This is a genomic window from Paraburkholderia sp. RL18-085-BIA-A (assembly GCF_046027075.1).
Lineage (GTDB): Bacteria > Pseudomonadota > Gammaproteobacteria > Burkholderiales > Burkholderiaceae > Paraburkholderia.
On the sequence record NZ_JARESU010000097.1, the window covers coordinates 1 to 23,608 of the forward strand.

At 58.7% G+C, this 23,608-nt stretch carries 23 protein-coding genes and 1 tRNA gene; 8 read left to right on the plus strand and 16 right to left on the minus strand.

Going from position 1 to position 23,608, the window contains the following annotated elements:
• Positions 1-208: 3-keto-5-aminohexanoate cleavage protein (locus P0D89_RS37780; protein ID WP_408366524.1), on the plus strand; the 208-nt coding region annotated here is incomplete at its 5' end.
• Between the two features lie 488 nt (positions 209-696).
• On the opposite strand, the gene P0D89_RS37785 is transcribed toward P0D89_RS37780, so the two are convergent.
• Positions 697-837, minus strand: coding sequence for a hypothetical protein (locus P0D89_RS37785; protein ID WP_408366526.1), 141 nt, complete (start codon positions 835-837; stop codon positions 697-699).
• A 425-nt stretch (positions 838-1,262) separates the two neighbouring features.
• On the opposite strand from P0D89_RS37785, the gene P0D89_RS37790 reads away from it, so the two are divergent.
• From P0D89_RS37790 to P0D89_RS37805, 4 genes are all read left to right on the plus strand, one after another.
• Positions 1,263-1,520, plus strand: coding sequence for a hypothetical protein (locus tag P0D89_RS37790; protein ID WP_408366528.1), 258 nt, complete (start codon positions 1,263-1,265; stop codon positions 1,518-1,520).
• A 12-nt stretch (positions 1,521-1,532) separates the two neighbouring features.
• Positions 1,533-2,063 (plus strand): hypothetical protein, encoded by a 531-nt coding sequence (locus P0D89_RS37795; protein WP_408366530.1) that lies wholly within the window; start codon positions 1,533-1,535, stop codon positions 2,061-2,063.
• Positions 2,045-2,856 (plus strand): IS5 family transposase gene (locus P0D89_RS37800; RefSeq protein WP_408366532.1). Its coding sequence is split into 2 segments (ribosomal slippage): positions 2,045-2,384 and positions 2,384-2,856, totalling 813 coding nucleotides; the frame shifts between segments, so codons are not numbered across the junction. The genes P0D89_RS37795 and P0D89_RS37800 overlap by 19 nt, the downstream gene beginning before the upstream one ends.
• Before the next feature lie 330 nt (positions 2,857-3,186).
• Positions 3,187-4,335 (plus strand): porin, encoded by a 1,149-nt coding sequence (locus P0D89_RS37805; protein WP_408366534.1) that lies wholly within the window; start codon positions 3,187-3,189, stop codon positions 4,333-4,335.
• A 69-nt stretch (positions 4,336-4,404) separates the two neighbouring features.
• On the opposite strand, the gene P0D89_RS37810 is transcribed toward P0D89_RS37805, so the two are convergent.
• The 3 genes from P0D89_RS37810 to P0D89_RS37820 all read right to left on the minus strand — a co-directional run bounded on the left by P0D89_RS37810 (position 4,405) and on the right by P0D89_RS37820 (position 7,731).
• The gene (locus P0D89_RS37810; RefSeq protein ID WP_408366536.1) at positions 4,405-5,361 is read right to left on the minus strand and encodes a VOC family protein; all 957 of its coding nucleotides are present in this window, start codon (positions 5,359-5,361) and stop codon (positions 4,405-4,407) included.
• A gap of 78 nt (positions 5,362-5,439) precedes the next feature.
• Positions 5,440-6,867: an MFS transporter gene (locus P0D89_RS37815; protein ID WP_408366538.1), complete on the minus strand. Its 1,428-nt coding sequence runs from the start codon at positions 6,865-6,867 to the stop codon at positions 5,440-5,442.
• Between the two features lie 75 nt (positions 6,868-6,942).
• Positions 6,943-7,731 carry a glutathione S-transferase family protein gene (locus tag P0D89_RS37820; RefSeq protein WP_408366540.1) on the minus strand — a complete coding sequence of 263 codons (789 nt, stop codon included), beginning with the start codon at positions 7,729-7,731 and terminating at the stop codon, positions 6,943-6,945.
• 192 nt (positions 7,732-7,923) lie between these two features.
• On the opposite strand from P0D89_RS37820, the gene P0D89_RS37825 reads away from it, so the two are divergent.
• A complete protein-coding gene (locus P0D89_RS37825) occupies positions 7,924-8,640 on the plus strand; it encodes a TetR/AcrR family transcriptional regulator (protein WP_408366542.1) in 717 nt (238 codons plus the stop codon).
• 38 nt (positions 8,641-8,678) lie between these two features.
• Here the strand turns inward: P0D89_RS37825 and P0D89_RS37830 are convergent, their stop codons facing one another.
• From P0D89_RS37830 to P0D89_RS37840, 3 genes are all read right to left on the minus strand, one after another.
• A complete protein-coding gene (locus tag P0D89_RS37830; RefSeq protein WP_408378093.1) occupies positions 8,679-9,842 on the minus strand; it encodes an FAD-dependent monooxygenase in 1,164 nt (387 codons plus the stop codon).
• A 118-nt stretch (positions 9,843-9,960) separates the two neighbouring features.
• Complete coding sequence (locus tag P0D89_RS37835) at positions 9,961-10,299, minus strand: cupin domain-containing protein (RefSeq protein ID WP_408366546.1); 339 nt, start codon at positions 10,297-10,299, stop codon at positions 9,961-9,963.
• A 132-nt stretch (positions 10,300-10,431) separates the two neighbouring features.
• Positions 10,432-12,174 carry a CocE/NonD family hydrolase gene (locus tag P0D89_RS37840; protein WP_408366548.1) on the minus strand — a complete coding sequence of 581 codons (1,743 nt, stop codon included), beginning with the start codon at positions 12,172-12,174 and terminating at the stop codon, positions 10,432-10,434.
• Between the two features lie 323 nt (positions 12,175-12,497).
• Here P0D89_RS37840 and P0D89_RS37845 point away from each other — a divergent pair, with 323 nt between their 5' ends.
• Entirely contained in the window at positions 12,498-13,073 is a 576-nt protein-coding gene (locus P0D89_RS37845) for an NADPH-dependent FMN reductase (RefSeq protein WP_408366550.1), read from the plus strand.
• 218 nt (positions 13,074-13,291) lie between these two features.
• A complete protein-coding gene (locus P0D89_RS37850; protein WP_408378096.1) occupies positions 13,292-14,044 on the plus strand; it encodes a fumarylacetoacetate hydrolase family protein in 753 nt (250 codons plus the stop codon).
• 1,314 nt (positions 14,045-15,358) lie between these two features.
• Here the strand turns inward: P0D89_RS37850 and P0D89_RS37855 are convergent.
• The 9 genes from P0D89_RS37855 to thrS all read right to left on the minus strand — a co-directional run bounded on the left by P0D89_RS37855 (position 15,359) and on the right by thrS (position 23,526).
• Positions 15,359-15,435 (minus strand) — tRNA-Pro (locus P0D89_RS37855).
• Between the two features lie 63 nt (positions 15,436-15,498).
• On the minus strand, positions 15,499-15,915 hold the full coding sequence (locus tag P0D89_RS37860) for a MerR family transcriptional regulator (protein ID WP_408366554.1): 417 nt from the start codon (positions 15,913-15,915) through the stop codon (positions 15,499-15,501).
• 46 nt (positions 15,916-15,961) lie between these two features.
• On the minus strand, positions 15,962-16,372 hold the full coding sequence (locus P0D89_RS37865) for an integration host factor subunit alpha (RefSeq protein WP_408366576.1): 411 nt from the start codon (positions 16,370-16,372) through the stop codon (positions 15,962-15,964).
• Between the two features lie 69 nt (positions 16,373-16,441).
• Complete coding sequence (gene pheT, locus P0D89_RS37870; protein WP_408366556.1) at positions 16,442-18,877, minus strand: phenylalanine--tRNA ligase subunit beta; 2,436 nt, start codon at positions 18,875-18,877, stop codon at positions 16,442-16,444.
• A gap of 160 nt (positions 18,878-19,037) precedes the next feature.
• A complete protein-coding gene (gene pheS / locus P0D89_RS37875) occupies positions 19,038-20,051 on the minus strand; it encodes a phenylalanine--tRNA ligase subunit alpha (protein ID WP_408366558.1) in 1,014 nt (337 codons plus the stop codon).
• A gap of 158 nt (positions 20,052-20,209) precedes the next feature.
• Positions 20,210-20,569: a 50S ribosomal protein L20 gene (gene rplT / locus P0D89_RS37880; protein ID WP_006052502.1), complete on the minus strand. Its 360-nt coding sequence runs from the start codon at positions 20,567-20,569 to the stop codon at positions 20,210-20,212.
• A 29-nt stretch (positions 20,570-20,598) separates the two neighbouring features.
• Positions 20,599-20,796: a 50S ribosomal protein L35 gene (rpmI, locus tag P0D89_RS37885; RefSeq protein ID WP_006052501.1), complete on the minus strand. Its 198-nt coding sequence runs from the start codon at positions 20,794-20,796 to the stop codon at positions 20,599-20,601.
• 247 nt (positions 20,797-21,043) lie between these two features.
• Positions 21,044-21,568, minus strand: a complete 525-nt coding sequence (gene infC, locus P0D89_RS37890; protein ID WP_073430551.1) for a translation initiation factor IF-3 — start codon at positions 21,566-21,568, stop codon at positions 21,044-21,046.
• A gap of 50 nt (positions 21,569-21,618) precedes the next feature.
• Positions 21,619-23,526, minus strand: a complete 1,908-nt coding sequence (thrS, locus tag P0D89_RS37895; protein ID WP_408366560.1) for a threonine--tRNA ligase — start codon at positions 23,524-23,526, stop codon at positions 21,619-21,621.
• Positions 23,527-23,608 lie beyond the last annotated feature (82 nt).

Sequence of the window (23,608 nt, forward strand, 5' to 3'; positions counted from 1 at the left end):
GCGCGAACAGCTCACACTTGTACGCTGGTCGCTTGAGATGGGCGGACATTGCCGCACTGGTCTGGAAGACAACGTGCGCCTCGACAAAAATACGTTGGCCCCTTCCAATGCCGCACTGGTGAAACAGGTTGCCGATCTTTGCGGTGAATATGGACGTACGGTCGCAACGGCTGCTGAAGCGCGGGCCCTTTTGCAGTTGACACCCTGATTGATTCGCACGGCACCTGCTCCACGACGACGGCCGGCTTGCCGCCGCCAACCTTCTGGATTCGACGTCTCACGCCGTGTGGATGACACTCTCGATCTGCTGCCGCATTGGCGAACTCACCGGCGCCGCAAAGGCTGATATTGACCTATGGGCACGCGTCTGGGTCCTGCACGAGACGAAAAACAGCAAGTCCCACGAAAATTTATCGCAGCGATTTCGCGCAGCGCCGCCTGCAGGCGCTGCTTGCGTTATCGGACGATCCGGTGCGCCTCTTTCCGTCCCGCCGGATCGGCGACGCCGTCATCCAAGACCGAATGTCATACGGCATCGTGGCGGACCCGGGTTGATCGTGCTTCAGAGTGGATGCACTACAGCAACGCGATCCCAAACCCTCTCACCCAAGCGTTTTCCAGACGCGTTGCAGACGCGGCACGAGACCGGTTCCCTGACGCGCGGTCTCGACCTTCTCCTGGCCCCACCATGCCACGTTACATGCCGGTCGCGACGTCAACTCCTTCACCATCCGGCTGGAATTCGTACTCCTGCCAGTAGTATTCGAGAGGATGGAGCATTGCCGGCTTGCCGACCCACGACACCCAGTATCCGAGTTCACTCCAGATCAGATGCATCTTTTCGTGCGGCAGGTTCTGTGCATAAATTGCCTGAAAAATAGTCTCGCTATGCCTCTGTCTGAGGTTTTCCGCTCTCCCGCAGCTTCAACCCCTGCTCGTAGAGGACATCCACGATCCTGGGCAGCACGTTCAAGTGAATTTCCCATCTCCCGGCAACCTCGTTGTCAACGAATTTCAAACCAAGCACGCGCAATTGGCGCTTAAATTCCGCGCCATACCCCTCCCATCGAAAAAAACAGGACTGCTCGCCAATGCAGTCCCGTCCAACTGCTCACGCCCCCTCCATAAAGGCAATCGAAGGGACCGTTCTCCCAACAGCTCTCCAAAAAAATTGGCGAGCGTTTCGGCATCAAGGCACACAAGTCGACCGTCCACCGATTCCTTAAAGACCTCGGGATCAACTTCGCGTGAGAGAAGACGAAATGACCCGCGCCAAAAGAAAGCCCTCGGCTCAGGGTTTGGCGCGAGCGCTGGTTTCGTCCGTGATCGCACTGGGACAGACGAAGTCCGCGCTCGGTGAATTGACCAAACACATGATCGTGTCGGTCGGCACTGCGCGCGACTTCGAGCAGTGCGTCCGGGAGTTTCTGATGTGGCGCATCGCGAGTGGAATAAGTATTGGTGCGCCCATCATCCGCGCGGAGCTAGAAGAGTACCTGCTAGAGGAAGGCGTCCGTTGACGTCAAAAGACAATGGACCTGCACCGGCAGGCGCTCGGCCTCGTGTTCACTGTGACGCTTCCGATGTTCGACGCGGAGATTCCGACGTTCACCGATGGGCGGGCATACATGCACGAAGAGATGGAGCAGGTTGCTCCCCGTCAGGCACCACATAATGCCCTTGGTACGCGCATCGCATTCCGCTACGGCTTGCGTGCGTCCGAGTTGATCGAGTTGCGCGAGGCGCACGAACTTGCTCCGGAGCCGGATCACCCCTGGCGCAGTGATTTGTTCTTAAGGCTGCTCGATGGGGTTATCTACCGGACGACTGGCAAGGGTAGATTGGCCCGGAGCGTCTGGATTCCGCTCGAACTGCATGAGCAGTTGCAGTTGTGCCGGCTCGAAATGCCGGTCGCGGTAATGGATCGGAGCGTGCATCGAACACGCGTCCTTGACTTAGAAGCTGTTGCGAAATTACCCATAAGGGCTGTTAACTTTTTCCGCTCGGTGTTAACTTCCTGTCTTGTTTTGTCCAACAGGAAGCGATGGCTAAAGAGCTCATAGACGACGAACTGTGGTCTCTCATCGAACCGTTACTGCCCGCGAGGACACCGCGCAATCGCCAATACGCCGGGCGCAAGCCGACGCCGGAGCGCGCAGTGCTCACCGGCATCATATTTGTGCTGCGCTCAGGCATCGCCTGGAATCTCCTGCCGCAGGAGATGGGCTGTGGATCGGGCACCGCCTGCTGGCGACGGCTGGTGGCATGGCAGGAGGCCGGAGTCTGGCAACGTATCCACGAGACGCTGCTGGCCGAGCTACGTCGTCGCGGCCAGCTCGACCTGGCGCGCGCCATCGTCGACAGTTCATCCGTACGCGCGATGCTGGCGGGAAAAAAACCGGCCCGAACCCAACGGACCGGCGCAAGCTCGGCAGCAAGCACCACCTCATCGTCGACGCGCAAGGCATCCCGCTCGCGGTCATCCTGACCGGCGCGAACCGCCACGACATTACCCAGCTTGATGCACTGGTTGCCGCGATTCCTCACATTCGCGGCAAGCAGGGCCGTCCCCTGCGCAAGCCACGAATCGTTCAGGGCGACCGGGGCTACAGTTCCGAACCACATCGGCAGCGCCTCCGGGAATGCGGCATCACACCCGTGCTCGCGAAAATCGGCGCGCCCCATGGCAGCGGACTGGGCAGAACGCGCTGGGTCGTCGAACGCTCGATTGCCTGGCTCCATTCCGTTAGACGCCTGAAGATTCGCTATGAACGATATGCCCACGTACACGAGGCCTTCCTGTCGCTCGCATGTTCGCTGATTTGCTGGAGCAGGTTAAAGCCATTCATTAACTAATTTCGCAACAGCTTCTAAGGGAAATCCTTCCCAACCAGTCAATTGACAATTCCCCATTGTAGGAATATAAATTCCATCGATGCAATCCAACTCGTGATGCGAAGCACGGCTTTGCGCATGCGATCGGATTCAGCACCGCTGTCTCGCGCGCTTCGGTCTCGAGAACTGTAATCGCATCTTCAGCGAAGTTTCTCGATAGAGAAAGTACCAGTGGCCCACCACGCACCAAGGAGACCCGAAAAGTCCGGAGGTCGCCAGACGTACGGGTGAAATGCTTTTTAGACCGCTTCACATCAATTAGTACTATTAAAATATGCATTGGAGACAGGCATGAATCGGATCACAGCGATCTCAGGCGTTATCGTAGCTGCGCTCGCTTCAACGTGGTGTAGTGCGGCCCGCGCCCAGAGTGTCACGCTATACGGAATCATCGATACGGGCATTGAATACGTGAATCACGCGAACCCGACGGGCGGTTCGCTCGTGCGGATGCCTGGCACCACGGGCGAGCTACCCTCACGGTGGGGTCTGAAAGGCTCGGAGCCGCTCGGCGACGGCTACAACGCGGTATTCACACTCGAAAGCGGTTTTGCAACCGGCACCGGCAGCCTCAATCAGGGTGGCCGGTTGTTCGGCAGACAAGCCTTTGCCGGGATTGACGGTCCGCTCGGTGCGTTGACCTTCGGTCGCCAGTATTCAATGTTGTTCTGGTCGCTGCAACCCGCTGATCTTGTTGGCACCAATATCTATGGACTGGCCTCGCTCGATGCATGGATTGCGAATCCTCGCAGCGACAATACGGTCGTTTATCAGAAGCACGTTGGAGGTCTGACAGTCGGCGCGAGCTACTCGTTTGGTCGGGATGCGTCGCCGGCAAACGGATTCAATACGCCCGGAGAGGGGACGTGCGCAGGTAGTGTTCCCGGCAATGCCGCGGCATGCCGGGAATGGTCGCTCCTGCTGAAATACGACACCAGAAACTGGGGGGCCGCTGCGAGCTACGACCGTCAGAATGGTGGTCCAGGTGCAGCGGCCAGCCTGTTCAATGGCCTGACACCCGTAGCCCTGACAAGCAGCGGCAATCGGGACTCGCGTCTGGTTCTGGACGGGTATGCGAAGGTGGGCAAGTTCACCTTCGGGGCAGTATGGCTGAATCGTCATGTGAACTCGGCCTCAATGACAACACCCACCATCACGTCGAATCAATATGCGGTGGAAGCGGACTATCAGATGTCGCCGGCGCTGTTTTTCGACATGCTGCTGCAGCGGATTGTCGATCGCCAGCAAGATACCCGAGCAACCATGGAAGTGGCCCGCACCACCTACCTTTTGTCGCCACGCACGGCAGTGTATGCGCAACTTGGTTTTCTGCAGAACAGCGCCAACGCCGCTTATTCCGTAAGCGGCGGCGGAGCGTCCACGCCAGGCAAGGGTATGAGTCAGGTGGGCAGCATGCTTGGAATCCGGCACTCGTTCTAGCCGCCCCCCCGATGAACGGCTGCCTGCTCGATTGTTTTGAGGCTGGCCGTTCTGAAGCAAATCTTCCGGCTACTCCGGAATGCTGGCCAGTTCGGGATCGATCTCGGCCAGCAGCCTCACATCTTCCTCGGGATGCTTGATCAGAAACTCCGGCAGATTCGCAACCCAATGCTGATTTGCAAACGGCGGGTTCCAGATCCTCGGTTGCCAGCGATCGTCCAGACAGTCGGTATCAGCCGAATACTCGGCCTCACCGCCTGCTGGACTGTTGATGTAAGCGTAGATCGTCGAGGAAAGCCGATGCCGCCCCAGCCCCAGGTTGCTTGTCCAGCCCGTGCGTTGCATATGATTCGCACCAGCCACAAGCTCATCCAGATTTTCGACCCCGAACGAGATATGGACAAATCGGGCACGCGTGTCTTTTAGCCAGAACAGGTTGTGATGATCGGACCGCCCGTCGGCTCGAAGAAATATGCCGCGATCGCGTGAAACATCCGTTACGCGGAACTTAAGTCGATCCCGATAGAACCGCGCCGCCTTCTCGTAATCCGGGCAGGCAAAGACGACATGATGGATGAGCTGAGGCGCCGCGCGCCTGAACCATTTACGGTGGCGATTCCAGCGCAGCGAGCGGCCAGGCGAGTTGACCAGTTCCTCGTCCGAGATCAGCGGTTGGCGCTCGAAGAGACCAAACCCGATCGACAACCCGGCATCGTCGAGACAATAAATCCGCCCGTGAGCGTCTTTTTCGACGGCACGGTCACGACGCAGGTCAGTCTCGATCGCGTCGAGGCTTTCCTGGCTATCGACTCCCCAGATAACCTGCCGGACACCAGGACCCGAACCGAAAGATGGCGGCAGCGAGGAATCTGTACCTTGTCGCAGAACCACGTTCGAACCTTCGCGCAGTTTGTACTCTACGGTATCGGTATCTTCTCTTACCAGACCAAAATCATCGAAGAACTGTGTGCAGCGCGTCATATCGTCGACGCCGAACACCACTGTTTGCACACCCAATATAGCCATTTGTGCCTCCATTCAAGAACGCGAAAAAAGCCGCTTATTCCAATTCTCCGAAGCGGCCACGCTGTCACAAAGACAGCTTCAAACGGAGATTTCTTCGAGAATGCGGCCCTTGGTTTCGATCGCGGCAACGGCGACCGTCAGTCCACCGATCAACCCCATCGCGGCAAGAAAGAGAAACACCGCACCAACGCCGATGTGGCTAAGGAGTGTCCCAATCACAAGCGGACTCACCACCTGAGCGATACGCAGCCAGGCCATGGCTGCGCCTGCACCTAGCGCCCGCATGCGGGTCGGATAAATTTCAGTGGCATAGGCATGGATACTGCCGAGCCCGATCGCGAGCAGGTAGTTGCTCACCGTCAGCAACGACACCACCGCGAGCATCGGCACCTGCCCGACCAACCCCAGCACGATCAGTGGCACGGCGCTACCGAACAACGACAACATGAAAGTGCGGCGACGGCCGATGCTGTCGATCACGAGAACGCTCGTAATGGCACCAGACAGGCCCGCGATGCCCAGCACGCTGCTCAACAGGAACGTGTTGGTGAGGGTGACGTGATAAACGGTCTTGTAGATCGTCGGCAGCCAGGTGATCAGCGCATTGCCACATGCGGAAATGCAGAACATCAGGACCCAGATGCAGACGGTACGAACCGCATAGCCGTTGCGGAACAGATCCGCAAAGCGGCCATGCCGCCGCATCGGATGAAGTGTGAGCGGGCCGACTGCAGGAAGGGGTCGCGTGCCCTGCTTCGATATGGCCGTCTCGATACGCTCCGTGGCTGCGGTGGCCTCATCGATCCTGCCTCGCAACGCGAGCCATCGCGGCGATTCCGGGACCACGCCGCCAATCACAAAGATCAGCAAGCCCGGCAGCGCGCCCAGGTAGAACATCGATTTCCAGCCAAACTGCGGAATCAGCCAGACCGCGGCGAATGACGTCAGAAAAAGACCGGCCGCGAATATGCTCTGTAACGAACTGATAACGCGGCCACGAAAACGGGCCGGCGTTAGTTCGTTGACCAGGGTGGCGGCAACCGGTACTTCGCCGCCGAGTCCCAGCCCCTGGATCAGGCGCAGGATAACGAAGGTCATGTAGCTGCCGGCGAAGGCGGTCGCCAGGCTAAGAACGGCCATGATACCCAGCGCGAGACGCAGTACACGAAGACGCCCGAAACGTTCCGACAACCAGCTCAAGCCGATCGCTCCGACGATCTGCCCGAGATACCCGATGGAAAAAACCAGCCCGACCTGACCCGGGGAAAAGTGCCAGAGTTCGACCAGTACAGGCAACACGAGCGCAATGGCCAGCGAGTCGAACGCATCGAGCAGATGCGCGATACCGACCACGGTAACCAGGCGCACATGCCAGGACGAGAACGGCAGCCTTTCGATACGTGCGGTGATTTCTGCCGCAGCGGCCGCATGATTGGCATCGGCCGCTGTTGCCGGCGAATGGGTTGCATGCTCCTCAGTGGGAACAATTGCTTTTACCGTCAACACGTCAAGTCTCCTGATATCGTCTGCCCGTCGACGAGGGCAGTTATTGTTGAACGTCGATTCCGACGATGAATGAATCTAAGCTTGTCCCACCATGCGGACGATGGCTGGCCAGGGATCCACGGAAATCTCCTCGAACGGCGCCCGATCCACCGCCGTCATGCTGCTGACGATTGCGCGCTCGACCGCCGGGCGCTTTCGCGTGCGCTCGCACCATGCCGCCACATGAGGATAGGAATGCAACATTGGCGCGAGGCGCAACATGTCCAGACGGATCACATAGGGTATGACCGCGATATCCGCGAGCGATAATTCGTCGCCGGCCAGATAGTCATGATCGAGCGTTGCACGTTCGATCCACTGCAATAGCTTGATGAAATGCCCGACTGCCTCGACACAGAATTTCGAGTCCAGGCCTTGGGCTATCACATCGCGCTTGTAGTCGGAACGCTTCTGGTTCGGTGCGCCCGATAGATAGCTTTCTCGGTTGACCGGATCCATTTTCTGGAAACGCGTCCGGAATGCGATAGCAAAAGTCAGCACCGTGCACGCGTTGTGCACGTACTCGTCAATGAACTTGTTGAACAGCCGCACGGTAACGCGATCCGTCGGGTCTTCCGGCATCAACCGCACGTCAGGAAAACAGTCCTCCAGATAGTAGAGGATGACCGACGATTCGATGACGGGCTGTCCGTCATGGATCAACGTCGGAACCACACCGTTCGGATTGAGCTTGAGGTAGGCCTCGTCGAACTGGTCGCCGCGTAAGGTCATCTGATGGCTTTCCCACTCCAGGTTCTTTTCTGCCAGTTCGATCCTGACTTTCTGGGCGCAGACGGAATTCACCGTGTGATAAAGCTCGAGCATTGACTTTCTCTCCTATCCGCTAAACACTGTCAATGATTTAATTCCCATTTGTGGGAAATGTCAATATGCTTCGACTACGGATACCGCCAACCTCGTCCTCACTACAATCGCGGATTGGGCATAATTCCGCTGCGATGCTCCAATCCCCCGAGTACGATTACCTTTCACCACCAGGAAAAGAACCACCCGGATATGCCAGCTCGAAAAACTGAAAAGACTCGACGCCCCCAGGGCCGCCCGTCCACGTCTGGGGCCGTCGGCAAGGAAGCTATCCTGGCCGCGGCGCGGGAGACGCTGAAAACCGTACCGCCGGGGGAGATCACGTTCCAGCAGGTGGCGCTCCTCGCAGGCATCGACAAGCGGTTGATCCGCTACTACTTCGGCCAGATGCCGGATCTTCTCAAGGTGGTCGCCATCCAGATCACGGAGGAACTGCGCAACCGCTTCATCGCCTCTAATGTCCGCGACGGTTCCGTCAGAGATCGCCTGCGTCTACGCATCTCGATCTTTTTGGACTTTTTCGGGAGCAATCCGCACTACCATCGTCTGGTGGTCGACTATCTCTTCAACACGATCGGCCCGGAGCGGGATGCCGCGCTCGACAGGTTCCGGCATTCCATCGGCGAATTGCAGACACTCCTGAGCGGGGAACACGCTACCGGACAAGCCTATCCATTGGACGCGCGGTTCATTCACGTTTCGATTGCCGCGCTTTGCGAATTCATGTTCAGCGCGAAACCTGTCTTCACAGCACTGTTCGGAAACGAAGTCGACGCCCCCGCATTCAAGGAACGATTTTGCGACTTCGTCACCGATCTGGTGATGGGCTCCGCCGCGATCGACGTAGCGACAAGCGACAAAAGCAAGGACAAGTCATCGGCAGCCGCGCGAACGCCGCGCAAGCGATGACCGGTGAACATGCTCCCTTCACCGTTCTCCGACACTATCTAGATCGGCTCCGCGAGGCGCCGTTCGTGCGGCCGCGGCTGCGGGTCCTGGAAGGCAGCGCGCATTCGCTCATTGCGCAGTTCGCAAAGGACGGGGTCGTCGAGATTACCGTCCTGTCCGATCTGGCGCGAGATGTCCTGCACGAATTTGCAACGCTCATAGCGGCGTTCCATGAACCTCGCGAGCGTTTTCTCCACGCCCTCACCCTCCGCGATCAACTCCGCCAGCACGACGGCGTCCTCGATCGCCATGGTCGCTCCCTGCGACACGTGTGGACCGGAGGCATGCGCGGCATCACCGATTAGCAGCACACTGCCTCGGTACCAGGGCGATGGAATGATGACCTCCTCAATCGGCCCATAGATGACGCGTGCCGGGTCTTCGATCTGTTCGCGGATCTGTCTGACGAGAGGCACAGTAAATGATTGCAGGCGTTCGCGCAGCAGGCGCGGAAGCTGATCGGCTTCGAACCGCGGATTGCCGGGTTCGTTGGTGACCAGCAGGAGATACATCTGGTCCTTGGAGACCGGCATGATCCCCGCTTTAACTCCCACACCGAAATACATGATCTGATGGTCGATCTCAGCGGGCCGGGTGGTCGTAAAACGCCAGACACCGTGGCCCGTGTATTGAGGGTCAAACTGATTACCGAATAGCAACGTCCGGACCCGCGAGCGGATGCCGTCTGCTCCCACGACGAGATCGTATTTCTCCCGTGAACCATCGGTCAGGGTGACATCTACCTCGTCGCCGACCTGTTCAAGCGCCTGCACGCTTAACCCCAGGCGAATCCTCGCGCCCAGAGCGGTAGCCGTCTCCGTCAGGATGCGGTGCAGCGCCGTGCGCGGCAAACCGTTGACGGCCGGGATATCCGGACTGGCTATCCGCAGCAGTTTCATCCTGGCAATGAACTCGCCGTCGCTGTCGTTCATCACGTAGTAGTCGATCTGATGCCCTTCGGCGAGGCAGCGCTCCATCAGGCCAAGACCGTTCAACGCACGCAGCGCATTACCGGGCTGGATAATGCCCACACCGTAGACGTTGTGTTCAGACTTGATCTCGACGATCTCAGACTGAATCCCCCGGCGCCCCAATGCGACGGCCAATGACAGACCGCCGATGCCTCCACCCACAATCAGCACCCGCCTAATCGGCTTCATCATAGTTCCTATCAAAGTGTTCAACTGCTGAGGATCTTCATTCATAAATTTGCGAATCATGCAGGCAACGCGGCTGCGAATCACCGGCAGGTGGTCAGTACCGACGACCGGTGTCTTTGCGTCATCCGACCGCGGTCATCTCGTCGCCCGCGATCGTCACCGGCGCGGCATCGATCAGAACAAAGGCGATGACACATGGCGCATCACCTCGGTTAACCCAGTTGTGAATCGTGCCGCGCTGCACGAGCACATCGCCAGCGCGCAGCACCGCGGCCTCTTGATCGATTTCCATCGTGATTTCACCGGACAGTACGATGGCGTAGTCGATCGAATCGGTCCGATGATTACGCGGCGCAACGCCTGGCGCATATTCGATGACACGGAAGACCGAGCGCCCTTTCATCGCAGTGCCCACGATCTGTTTCGCTCCGTCGTTGGGGTCGTCGTTATCGGCCGGCATCGCTGCCGACCAGATATTGCAGACCGTGGCGCCTGGACGGAAGCTGACAACATCGTTCGACGGTTCATCGATCAGTATCGTGGCCTCGCCGTTCGGCTTGTGTCCGGTGACTACCCTTCGAATCTGCATCGTCTATTCCTCGCAATTGTTAGTGCTGGGGATGTGGGGGAGCGTCAGATAGGACGCGCGCGTCCCGCCGGTCAAAATGCGACTGCTGCCCTCGAAGGTGGTGCTGCCGCGGTCGAATGCATGCTTGTGCAGGATCCGGCCGGAAATGTCTGGGAACTCAAAATCCTTACCCATAATGGTCAACACCAATCGATAGCCCTTCGGAAAGACCATCGATGTTGGCCAGATCTCGACGTCCACTTCATAGAACTCACCCGGCACCAACGGTTCTACCCGGTCATGCGCGTGGAAGGGACGTAGCGCATTGCTCCGCTGTGGATCGAGCCTGCGATGCGACACGCGCAGCCAGCCGCGCGACACGGGAGACGCTTCGTGCGCACCATTGATGACGAGCTCCTTGCCGGCCGCATCGACGATACGCAAGACGGCAAATAGGTCCATGTCTTTCGTCGATGAAGACACGCATAGATGAGCCGTGATGAAGCCGGTAAATTCGGTATCGACTGCAAAAGGTGCTGTCGTGAAGCTCACCCCGTCTCCCATCGCGTCGAAAATCGCGATGCACTCCTCTGCGGGACAATCGGTGGAGAGCTTGCCCGACGCGACGTCGAGGTAGTGGCGCGTAAGTTGCGTCTCCGGCAGTGGGAACGACGACGCTGTGCGCACCCGATCGCCTCGTGGATCGCGCACAACGATCCGCACTTGAGGCTCGTTCTGCCAGCCGTTCTGCTCATCGCGCAAAAAATGATTGAAGAAGCGTTTCTGCATTGCGACGTATTCGGGAAGATAGAACCCCTCCCAGTGCTTGCCGACGTGCAGGGAGAGCCACTTCTGCTGCGAACCCGCTCCGAGAAAACCCTCGATACTCCCGCGTAGATGCATGCCGGGGCCACCCCAGTTGCCGGCCGACAGGACCGGCACCTCAATACGATCGAGCACTGGCGTTCGTTCGCGCCACCAGGCGCTATCCAGCGAGTGCCGCAGAATATCGGCGACGTAGTCAGTGCGATTGGCGATGAGTTCCTGTTCACTCAATGTCTCTTCGCCGGTGACACGCTTGCCGGTTTCCCGTTCCCGATGCGGTGAGGCACCGTTGCCGTGCTGCACGGCGAGACATTGCTTCGGCCACCAGTAATTGGCGAAGCCGCTGCTCAGGATGCCGCCGTGATGCGTGCTGTCGCGGTAGTAGTCGGTATAACCCTCCCAAGGACAGATCGCTGCCAAATGAGGCGGTCTCAATGTCGCGACGCGCCACTGTGTCACGGCGTAGTAGGAAATGCCCAGCAAGCCGATCTTGCCATTCGACCAGGGTTGCCGGGCCGCCCATTCGATGGCGTCGTAGTAGTCCACGATCTCGCGCGGCGAGCGGGGATCCAGGTAGCCGGGCGACTTTCCGCTTCCCCTCGAATCAATCTGGATGATCACAAAACCATCAGGAACCCAACGTTCAGGATCGGCCGTTTCCCAGCGAAGATATTTGCCTGTGGAGCCGTTACTGCAGAGGTCCGGATATACGCTGATTAGCTGATCCCATTGCGTCTTGAAGCCGTCCTCGAAATGGAGATCCTTGCCGTATACGCCCTGCGCCATGATCACGGGAAAGTTGCCTTCTGCGTCCGGACGGAATACGTTTGCACGCAGAACGAGCCCATCGCTTACGGGAATGGGAACGTCCTGTTCGAAGATCATGCCGTAGGGATTTTTCTGATCCAGCTCGCTTCGTTCCAATCCTGTTTCTTCAGTCATCCTCATCCTTATCTCCACTTCTTTGCATTGGACCGATGCCTTCATCGGTCGCTGTTCTGAACAGCCCGCAACACGTAGCCCATCAAGACCGTGAACGACACCGGTCGCCCGTGCTTTCGTGCAATATATTCCCCATACTGGGAATATGTCAAGGCGATACTCACCTCCTTCGCTGACTGTCCTGCCTCACGGAACACCAGCCTCGACGGCGAAGAGAAATGCGGCTTCCGCGGAAGTCTCCGGATTTCAGTTGAACTATTCCCTATTTTGGGAATAAACTGGCGGCTGCACGATTCGCTGACAACAGAACTGGAGAACTTGGAATGTCTGATCGACCCGTTTTACTTGGAATCTCGGGAAGTTTGCGTAAGGCCTCGCACTGCACTGCGATCCTGCAAAACATCGTCGATGCCGCTGAGAGCCGAGCGACACTGGAAATTTTTCCGCTCGATGCTGTGCCCTTGTACAACCAGGATCTCGATAATGAATCGCCTCCCCAGCCGGTGGCTGCCTTGCGGCAGGCAATCGAGCGCGCGGCAGGCCTGGTGATCGTCACGCCGGAATACAACTACGGCATGTCTGGCGTTCTGAAGAACGCGCTGGACTGGGCGTCCAGACCCTACGGAAAATCAAAGCTGAAGGGGAAATCCGTGCTGACGCTCTCGGCATCGCCGGCCTTCACGGGAGGTGTGAGAGCACAGGCGCAGCTCAACGAAACGCTGCTCTCGAACGCTGCCTTACTCGTATTGCGTCCGCAGATTGTCATCGGCATGGCGCATGAAAAAATACGGAACGGCCGGGTCGTTGATCAGGAAACCACACGATTTCTTTCCGACGGATTAAACGATCTGCTCCGCGATATCGCCGGCAAGACAACAGTCGCCGATCGAGAAGCCTGAGCCGTCCCGTAACAGCTATTCGTTCACCGTGCTTGCGTATCGGTATCTATGGCAAACGTCCGGGATAGTGCCGGCAAACTCGTCGCCTCAATCGACGAAATGGAGATAACATGAAACTTCTGTCTTACGAGTTCGAAGGCGCTGCCCGTCTAGGGGCGCTCGTTGATGACGGTGTCGTCGACATCGGCAGGCGGCTCGGTGTGAACGGCTTGCGCTAATTGCTCGAGGCCGGGAAGCTTGCCGCAGCAGCTGAACTCGACGGGGCGCAACCCGACCACGCTCTCGGCGACGTGGCCTTCCTGCCACTTATCCCGGACCCTGCCCATTTCTATTGTGTCGGCGTCAACTATGCGGACCATTTGAAGGAGGTCCAGGATGCCGGCATCGCGCGCCCGAAACCGAAGCACCCATCGCTGTTTCCCCGTTTTCCGGAATCGCTGGTCGCGCATGACCAGCCTCTGCAGATACCCAAGGTATCGGACGAATTCGACTACGAAGCAGAACTGGCCGTGGTCATCGGAAAAGGTGGGCGCTATATCGACGAAGCCGACGCGTTGAGCCATGTGGCCGGATATACCTGCTTCAACGACGGCAGCGTGCGCGACTGGCAATATCATTCGAGCCAGGTCACCTCAGGAAAGAATTTCTGGCAAACCGGTGGCCTCGGTCCATGGCTTGTCACGGCAGACGAGATCCCCGATCCGAGTTGCCTTGACATCAAGCTTTTGCTCAATGGCAAGACCCTTCAGGACAGCAATACGCGCCACCTGATCTTCGGTGTCGCGCAAATCATCGCTTATGCGTCCGCACTCGTACCGTTGAAGCCAGGCGACGTCATTGCCACCGGCACACCTTCAGGTGTGGGCTTCTCCCGCACGCCGCCGATTTTTATGAAAGCCGGCGACATCTGTGAGGTCCAGATCGAAAAAATCGGTACCTTGCGGAACAAGGTGGAGAAGGCAATCGGGTAATCCGTTCGCCTCGCAGGCTGCCGCTGAAGCAACACCATTGTCTGGTAAGGCAACTGGCTGATCGCGAACAGCAATGTCAGACCCGATTTGCACGCGGTCCCGGGTAGAAATACGGGTTGATCCAGCCGGAGGGTCAGTGCGGCGGAACAACCGCACGATCGCATTCCTCGATATGAACCGGGCCATCATTCTAGTTTTTCCGAGCGCTCCGGCACTTTGATGTCCGCTCGGCATCGGCGGATTCAACCGGTGGATGCAATAGTTCCCGGATCATTCATTGGAGGTGGGGTGCAGCGTCAAGCTATGTCTCCGTCCCGCAAGGCTCGTGGCACCGCCAATTCGCGCCGTCAAATTTCAGAACCGCTATCGGAGTAACATGGCGCAATTTCTTGGTGAAGCGGAATGACATGATTACCAACTACCGAGTCCTACCGACGACTATGGGTCCGGGAAGAAATTCCGTGATTCTGCCCGAGACGCCACGGCTAGCCTACGACGCAGGGCTGGCGTGGCATGTGAGCTCTGAGTATCGGCACCACACGTGAAATCGTATATCAATACGGATATCATCCGCTCAACCAAGCAACGTATCTACTTATAATCAACGCATTACGTCATTGATGAAAATCGCCACCTGAAATTGGAACCCGACGAAAATACAACCCACGGACGCCGATAAAGCCAATGGAGGCGAAGTAATAATGGCCTTGCAGTTGCCATCAAAGACTCGGCACAACATGTCGGCCAACGTGATCCCCTGTGAGTCACGTGGATCGCACGCGACCGGTGTCCTATCGGAGACGGATTATGAGTCCGCCGCATGGAAACAAGCGGACCCGCGTACAGAACAGCAAAAAACATGCGTCGAACAGTGCATATCCGCTAGATCACGACTGGTTATCTCTCCGCGCTCGCCGTCTCATTAAAGACGACTGTGCGGCATCCATAGTCAGGACCGAGTGCAAATCCGGCGACGATCCGATGATCACTACATCGGAGTCCTAATCGTATGATCTAATTCTCGTCTGGCCGACCTGTATTCGGTTGGCTAGTCCCCCCTTCGACGCCGTCAGAAATGACCGTGAGTTATCGCTATAGCTGGATGACTGCAGCGTAGCGCACGCACCGACGTATGAGCGGGCCTGACTTGCCCGGAACTCTCGAGGAACATGCACAGACTGCCCCTTCTCCTCCATCTAGAATTCCGCTCCGTTCCCGCAAGAGCCGTCCGTCGTGTGGGGGCAAACGTGGGGGCAAAATCCGCCCCAAACGAAAAAGGCCTTACAAGCATTGCTTGTAAGGCCTTGATTTCTTTGGTCGGGGCGAGAGGATTTGAACCTCCGACCACCTGCACCCCATGCAGGTACGCTACCAGGCTGCGCTACGCCCCGAACAGCACAAAATTATAACAGACACTTCATTCGATTAGAACCGTTTCGTGCGATCAAATCGAACTAATGACTCAACAAATTGATCACGTGCAGCAGTTCCTTGCGTAACTGCTCGACGTCCACTGCGGTGCTTGTTGCGGCCTGCGCCTGCGCGGCCAGCTCACCACCCTCGCCTTCCTCGACCGATGCACCCTGCGCCCCAGGCGCGCCACCATGCGAATCGAGCCGGTTGCGCGCGCCGTTGATCGTGAAGCCCTGCTCGTACAGCAACTCACGGATCCGCCGGATCAACAGCACCTCGTGGTGCTGGTAATACCGCCGGTTGCCGCGCCGCTTGACCGGCCTCAACTGCGTGAACTCCTGCTCCCAGTAACGCAACACATGCGGTTTCACGCCGCATAGTTCGCTAACCTCACCGATCGTGAAGTATCGCTTCGCCGGGATCGGAGGCAAGACGACTTTTTCGATCGTCGCTGTCATCGTCAGTTAGCCGTCGTAGTGGGTTGCGCACGAACGCGCCAGTCGATCAGCGCGTCAAGCTCGCTTCAGCGCCGTTTTCGACCAGCGCTTTCAGCTTTTGACTTGCATGGAACGTCACAACGCGACGCGCGGCGATTGGAATCGCCTCGCCGGTCTTCGGGTTTCTGCCGGGACGCTGGGGCTTGTCACGCAACTGAAAGTTGCCGAACCCCGACAGCTTCACGCTGTCGCCACTCTCCAGCGCATCGCGGATCACCTCGAAGAACGCTTCGACCATGTCTTTCGCTTCCCGCTTGTTGAGCCCGACATTGTCGAACAGCAACTCGGCAAGCTCCGCCTTGGTGAGCGTCGGCGTTTCAGCGGAAACGACGGCGGGTGATGTCGGAATATCGCGAATCATGGCGCTACGTTGCGCCGTAAGAAGGGCTTCGAAATCACTCGAGTTCATTTCATTCATATCTATCAAATGGCGCGCCAAGCAAAAAACAAAGGGTGCGGAAACAGCCGTGCAATTGTTAAATGCGGGTTATCCGCGCAACCGTGCGCCATATACTCGAGCCAGACGTTCCACCAGAGTTTGAATGGCCAGATCGACCGTTTCATCCTGAAGGGTTCCGCCAGTATCTTGCAAGGTCACACGGAACGCAAGGCTTTTCTCGTGAGCGGCCAGGCCACCGGAAGTGTTTGATTTTGGACGGAATTCGTCGAAAAGCGCAACCCTCTGAACGCTCTTGCAGGCGGGTTCGGACTGGGCCTTGTGAAGCTCGTCGAGCAGCGCCTGGACTTCGATTTTCTGATCGACGACCACTGCAATATCGCGACGAACCGGCGGGAATTTAGAAACTTCCGCCGGGGTCGGCAATACTCGCTGCATTAATGCTTCCGCTTCGATTTCAAACAGAATCGGCGCATGCGGTAAATCATATTTTTGCATCCAGCGCGGATGCAATTCGCCGATCCAGCCCACTGCGCGGCCATTTACTTCGACGCGCGCGCTGCGTCCCGGATGCAGTGCCGGATGTTCCGCTTTCACGAAACGCGCCACTGCCGGCGCCACCAGCGCTTCCAGATCGCCCTTCACGTCGAAGTAGTCGACCGTGCGCGCCGGCGCGCCCCACTGCTCGTCGAGCGCGGGACCGTAGGCGAGCGCGCCGATCATTTTCGGCTGTGAGAAGCCCTCGACCGTCAGCTCACCGGCCTTGATCGACGGATCCTGCAGGAATACGCGGCCGGCTTCGAACACCCGTACGCGATCCGCCGCGCGGCGATTCAGGTTCGTGCGCAGCACGTGAATCAGGCTGCCGAACAGTGTGGTGCGCATCACCGATAACTGGCTCGCAATCGGATTAAGCAGACGAACCGGCTGGTCGTTGCCGGCGAAGTCCTGCTCCCACTCGGCGTCGACGAAACTGAAGTTCACCGTTTCCGCGTAATCGCGCGCGGCGAGCGCGTGGCGGATCACGTGGATCGAGCGCTGCGTTTCATTGGTCGCGAGCATTTCGCTGGCCGCAACAGGCGGACGCGCGGGAATCTTCTCGAAGCCGTAGATGCGCGCGACTTCTTCGATCAGGTCTTCTTCGATTTCGATGTCGAAACGGTACGACGGCGGTATCACCGAGAACGTGTCGCCATTGCGCTCGAACGTGAGGCCGAGGCGCGTGAAGATCTGCGCGATTTCGTCCGCGCCGATCGCAATACCGATGATGCGGTTCGCACGCGACACACGCATTTTCACGGGCTCGCGCTGCGGTACGTTGACGATCTGATCGTCGACCGGGCCGGCTGCGCCGCCGCAGATGTCGAGGATCAACTGCGTGATGCGTTCGATATGGTCGACGGTGGTCGCATAGTCGACACCGCGCTCGAAACGATGGCCGGCATCGGTCGAGAAATTGTATTTGCGCGAGCGGCCACGAATGCTATCCGGCCACCAGAACGCGGCTTCGAGATAGATGTTGGTGGTGTCGAGCGTGACGGCCGTGCTGTCGCCGCCCATGATGCCCGCGAGACTTTCGATGTGCTGCTCGTCGGCGATCACGCCGACGCTTTCGTCGAGCTCGACGGTGTTGCCGTTCAACAGCTTGAGCGTTTCGCCCTTGCGGCCCCAACGCACGTCCATACCGCCGTGGATCTTGTCGAGATCGAACACGTGCGACGGACGGCCCAGTTCGAGCATCACGTAGTTCGAGATGTCGACGAGCGCGGAGATACTGCGCTGGCCCGAACGCTCCAGGCGCTCGACGATCCATTGCGGCGACTTCGCACGCGCGTTCACGCCGCGAATCACGCGCCCCGAGAAGCGGCCGCACAGATCGGGCGCCGAGATTTTGACAGGCAGCGTTTCGCCGAGCTTCACTTCAACCGGCTTGATTTCGAGCGGACGCAACAGTGCGCCGGTGATCGCCGAAGTTTCGCGCGCCACGCCGAACACCGACAGGCAGTCCGCCTTGTTCGGCGTCAGCTTGATTTCGAAAATGGTGTCGTCGAGGTTGAGCGTTTCACGGATGTCCTGGCCGATCGGCGTCGCTTCCGGCAGGATCATCAGGCCGCTATGGTCGTCCGAGAGCTTCAGCTCGCGTGCGGAACACAACATGCCCTGGCTTTCCACGCCGCGCAGCTTCGACAGTTTGATCGCGAACGGCGCGCCGCCTTCTTCAGCCGGCGGCAGTTGCGCGCCAACCAGCGCGACCGGCACCTTGATGCCCGGCGCCACATTCGGCGCACCGCACACGATGTTCAGCGTCGCGCCCGTGCCGGCGTCGACCTGACACACGTTGAGCTTGTCCGCGTCCGGGTGTTTGACGACTTCCAGCACCTGGCCGACGACGATCTTCGAGGTCGGCGGCGCGGCCGGCCGCAGGTCTTCGACTTCGAGACCGGCCATCGTCAATGCGTGCGATAGTTCGTCGGTCGTCAGTTGCGGATCGACAAAGGTTCTCAGCCAGGATTCCGGAAATTGCATGGTTCTGTGTACGTTCTGATCAGGTTAGGTCCACGTCCGGGCCGTAGCGCCCCGCGATTCGATGTTGGCCCGAATCACCGCGCACTGCCGGGGACGCTGCTGGCGGCACACACTGCGTGCGGTGCCGCGCTCTATGCTTGTCGCGTTCGTACGCGCCGGTTCACGCGAATTGACGCAGGAAACGCAGGTCGTTTTCGAAGAACAGACGCAGGTCTTGCACGCCGTAACGCAACATCGTCAGCCGCTCGAGGCCGCTGCCGAAAGCAAAGCCGATGTAGCGCTCCGGGTCGAGGCCCATGTTGCGGATCACCGTGGGGTGAACCTGGCCCGAACCCGAAATTTCGAGCCACTTGCCGGCGTTCTTGCCCGTTTCGAACAGCATGTCGATCTCGGCCGACGGTTCGGTGAACGGAAAATACGACGGACGGAAGCGCACGAGAATGTCGTCGCGTTCGAAGAATTTTTTCAGGAAGTCGGTGTAGACGCCCTTCAGATCCGCAAAGCTGATGTTCTCGGCGATCCACAGGCCTTCGACCTGGTTGAACATCGGCGAATGCGTGGCGTCGCTGTCCACACGGTAGGTGCGGCCCGGCACGATGACCTTGATCGGCGGCGTGTTGGTGCGCGCGTAGCGCACCTGCATCGGGCTCGTATGCGTGCGCAACAGCAGCTGGCGGCCGTCGGCATCCTTGCCGTCGACGTAGAAGGTGTCCTGCATCGAACGCGCCGGATGATTTTCCGGGCTGTTCAGCGAGGTGAAGTTGTACCAGTCGGTCTCGATTTCGGGGCCGTCGGCCACGTCGAATCCGATCGAACGGAAAATCTGTTCGACTCGCTCCCATGTGCGCATCACCGGGTGCAGGCTGCCTGCGTCGGTGCCGCGGCCGGGCAGCGTGACGTCGATGGCCTCAGCGGCAAGGCGCTGATTCAGCAGCGCGTCGGCGAGCGCCTGACGGCGGGCCGTCAATGCGGCTTCCACTTGTTGCTTGACGAGGTTGATCCGAGCGCCTTCGGTCTTGCGCGTTTCGGGATCGAGTTTTCCAAGGCCCTTCAACAGCTCGGTCAGCGCACCCGATTTACCGAGAAAGCGTGCTTTCTCGTTCTCGAGGGTGGTGACGTCGGAGGCTTCTGCGAAGGCTTTTTGCGCGTCGGCGACAATCTGGTCCAGATCCATTGATCCCATCATTTCAACGTCAGTGTTCTATCGAAACAAAACTGGTTCTACCAACAAAAACGGGGCTCGGTGAGGAGCCCCGTTTTTGTTGCAGCGTCACCGAGACTACCGGATGTTCGCTGCAACGAACCACGCAGTTTTAATTGCCAGAAGCGCAATCAGGCTGCAACGGCGGCTTTCACCTGCTGAACGATCGCAGCAAAAGCAGCCTTGTCGAACACAGCCATATCGGCCAGCACCTTGCGGTCGAGTTCGATCGAAGCCTTCTTCAGGCCGTTGATGAACACGCTGTACGTCATGTCGTGCTGACGCACCGCCGCGTTGATACGCGTGATCCACAATGCGCGGAACACACGCTTCTTGTTGCGGCGATCGCGGTAGGCGTATTGGCCTGCGCGCATGACCGCCTGCTTGGCGATGCGATAGACGTTATTGCGACGGCCGCGGTAACCCTTGGCCAGCTTGATGATCTTCTTGTGACGGGCCCGTGCGGTAACCCCACGTTTTACTCGAGGCATGTTTCGCTCCTATGAGTTTCGGTTAAGGGTTAAGCGAACGGCAGCATTGCGCGCACGGAGTTCAGATCGGAATCATGAACTGCCGTCGAACCGCGCAGATGGCGTTTGTTCTTGGTGGTCTTCTTGGTAAGAATGTGGCGCTTGAAGGCCTGACCGCGCTTGACGGTACCGCCCGGACGCACCACGAAGCGCTTTGCAGCACTCTTCTTGGTCTTCATCTTCGGCATGACAACTCCATTATTAGATGGATATGGGTGTGCGGTCGGCCAGATGGCCATAACCCGCCCTTCGAAACCCATTCCACTTGGTATGCAAACCGCCAGTACTGCCGGCGGCCGCTTTTCAGGAAGCGGCGCGCACTTGCACGCACACCGTTCCGAAACCTGCCGATACCGCGCCGGACCCCAGCACCGCATCGTTTCAAACTGTCGCCGCCGGAGCGCGCACCATTTGGCGCGCAGCTGCTCCACCCGCTTACTTCTTTTTCTTCGGGGCGAGCACCATGATCATCTGGCGCCCTTCCATTTTCGGCATTTGCTCGACCTGACCGACTTCGTCGAGGTCCGTGCGCAAACGCTCGAGCATGCGCATACCGATTTCCTGGTGGGCCATTTCGCGGCCACGGAAACGTAACGTGATTTTCGTCTTGTCGCCGTCCTCGAGGAAGCGGATGAGGTTGCGCAGCTTGACGTTGTAATCGCCGTCGTCGGTACCCGGACGGAATTTGACTTCCTTGACCTGGATGACCTTCTGCTTGAGCTTCGCCTCGTGTTGCTTCTTCGCTTCCTGGTACTTGAACTTGCCGTAGTCCATCAAACGGCAAACCGGCGGGACCGCTTGCGGAGCGATTTCGACCAGATCCACGTCTTGCTGTTCCGACATGCGGAACGCATCAGCGAGTTTCACGATGCCGAGCGGTTCGTTCTCGACGCCGACCAGACGCACCTCGGGTGCCGTAATTTCACCGTTGATGCGGTGCGCAGACTTATCAGTAGCGATGTTACGTTTCCTCTAAAAATTAAAAAAAACGAGCCGGAGTGCCAAGTGGCTCAGTTGAACGACTGCACGTCCTGGCGCAGACGCTCAATGAAGGCGTCGAGAGGCATTACGCCAAGGTCGACACCACCACGGGCACGCACGGCTACCGTTTGGGCTTCACGCTCTTTGTCGCCGACTACCAGCAGGTACGGCACCTTTTCCAGCGTGTGCTCGCGTATTTTATAGCTAATCTTCTCGTTGCGCAAATCGGCCTCTACTCTAACCCCTTGTTTTTGCAACGATTGGGCTAGCGACTGCGCATATTCGGTCTGACTTTCCGCGATATTCATCACAACGACCTGCATCGGCGCGAGCCACGAAGGCATTGCACCAGCATGGTGCTCGATCAGAATGCCGAGGAAACGCTCCATCGAACCGACGATTGCCCGGTGCAGCATGATCGGGCGGCGGCGGCTGTTGTCCTCGGCGACATATTCGGCGCCCAGGCGCTCCGGCAGCACCATATCGAGCTGCAGCGTGCCGCATTGCCACGAGCGGCCAAGCGCGTCCTTGATGTGATATTCGACCTTCGGCCCGTAGAACGCGCCCTCGCCCGACAACTCTTCCCATGTCACGCCGCAGGCCGTCAGCGCCTCGCGCAGACCCTGCTCCGCGCGGTCCCACGTTTCGTCGGTGCCGGCGCGCGCATCCGGGCGCAGCGACAGCTTGATCTCGACATTGTCGAAGCCGAAGTCCTTGTAGACGCTCATCGCCAGCGTATTGAACGCGATCGATTCGCTGATGAACTGGTCTTCGGTACAGAAAATGTGCGCGTCGTCCTGCACGAAACCGCGCACGCGCATCAGGCCGTGCAGCGCGCCCGACGATTCATTGCGGTGGCACGAACCAAACTCCGCGTACCGCAGCGGCAGATCGCGGTACGAGCGCAAGCCGTGGTTGAACACCTGCACGTGACCGGGGCAGTTCATCGGCTTGATCGCGTAGTCGCGCTTTTCCGATTCCGTCGTGAACATGTTTTCACGATAGTTCTGCCAGTGACCCGACGCTTCCCACAGCGAGCGGTCCATGATCATCGGCGTCTTGATTTCGAGGTAGCCGGCGTCGTTCACGCGACGGCGCATGTACTGCTCGACCTGCTGCCACAGCGTCCAGCCGCGCGGATGCCAGAACACCATGCCCGGCGACTCGTCCTGCATGTGAAACAGATCGAGCTGCTTGCCGAGCTTGCGGTGGTCGCGCTTCTCCGCCTCTTCGAGCATGTGCAGATACGCTTCCTGGTCTTCCTTTCTGGTCCAGGCCGTACCGTAGATGCGCTGCAATTGTTCGTTCTTCGAATCACCGCGCCAGTAGGCGCCCGCCACCTTCATCAGCTTGAAGACTTTCAGCTTGCCGGTGGACGGCACATGCGGGCCGCGGCACAGGTCGGTGAAGCCGCCGTGCGAGTACAGCTTGATTTCGTCGGTGGACGGAATCGATTCGATGATCTCCGCCTTGTACTTCTCGCCGATGCTCTTGAAGTAGTCCACCGCTTCGTCGCGCGACACCACGCGGCGTGAGACCGGCTCGTCTTTCTTCGCAAGTTCCTGCATGCGCTTTTCGATCTTCTCGAGATCTTCCGGCGTGAAGGGACGGTTGTACGCGAAGTCGTAGTAAAAGCCGTTGTCGATGACCGGGCCGATCGTGACCTGCGCTTCCGGGTACAGATCCTTTACCGCGTACGCGAGCAAGTGTGCCGTGGAGTGACGGATGATATCGAGACCGTCTGCATCTTTCTCGGTGACGATGGCGAGCGCCACGTCCTGGTCGATCAGCGAGGACGTGTCGACCAGCTCACCGTCGATCTTGCCGCCGAGCGCGGCTTTCGCGAGGCCGGGGCCGATCGAGGCGGCCACTTCGGCGACGGTCACCGGATGCTCGTACTGTCGAACAGAACCGTCGGGCAGACGTATCGAAACCATTGTGTTCTCCGTGGTGCCGACCGGCGGTGGCACATACAGCAAGGTCAAAAAGCCAAAAAAAATGCGGCCCCGCTTTCGAGGG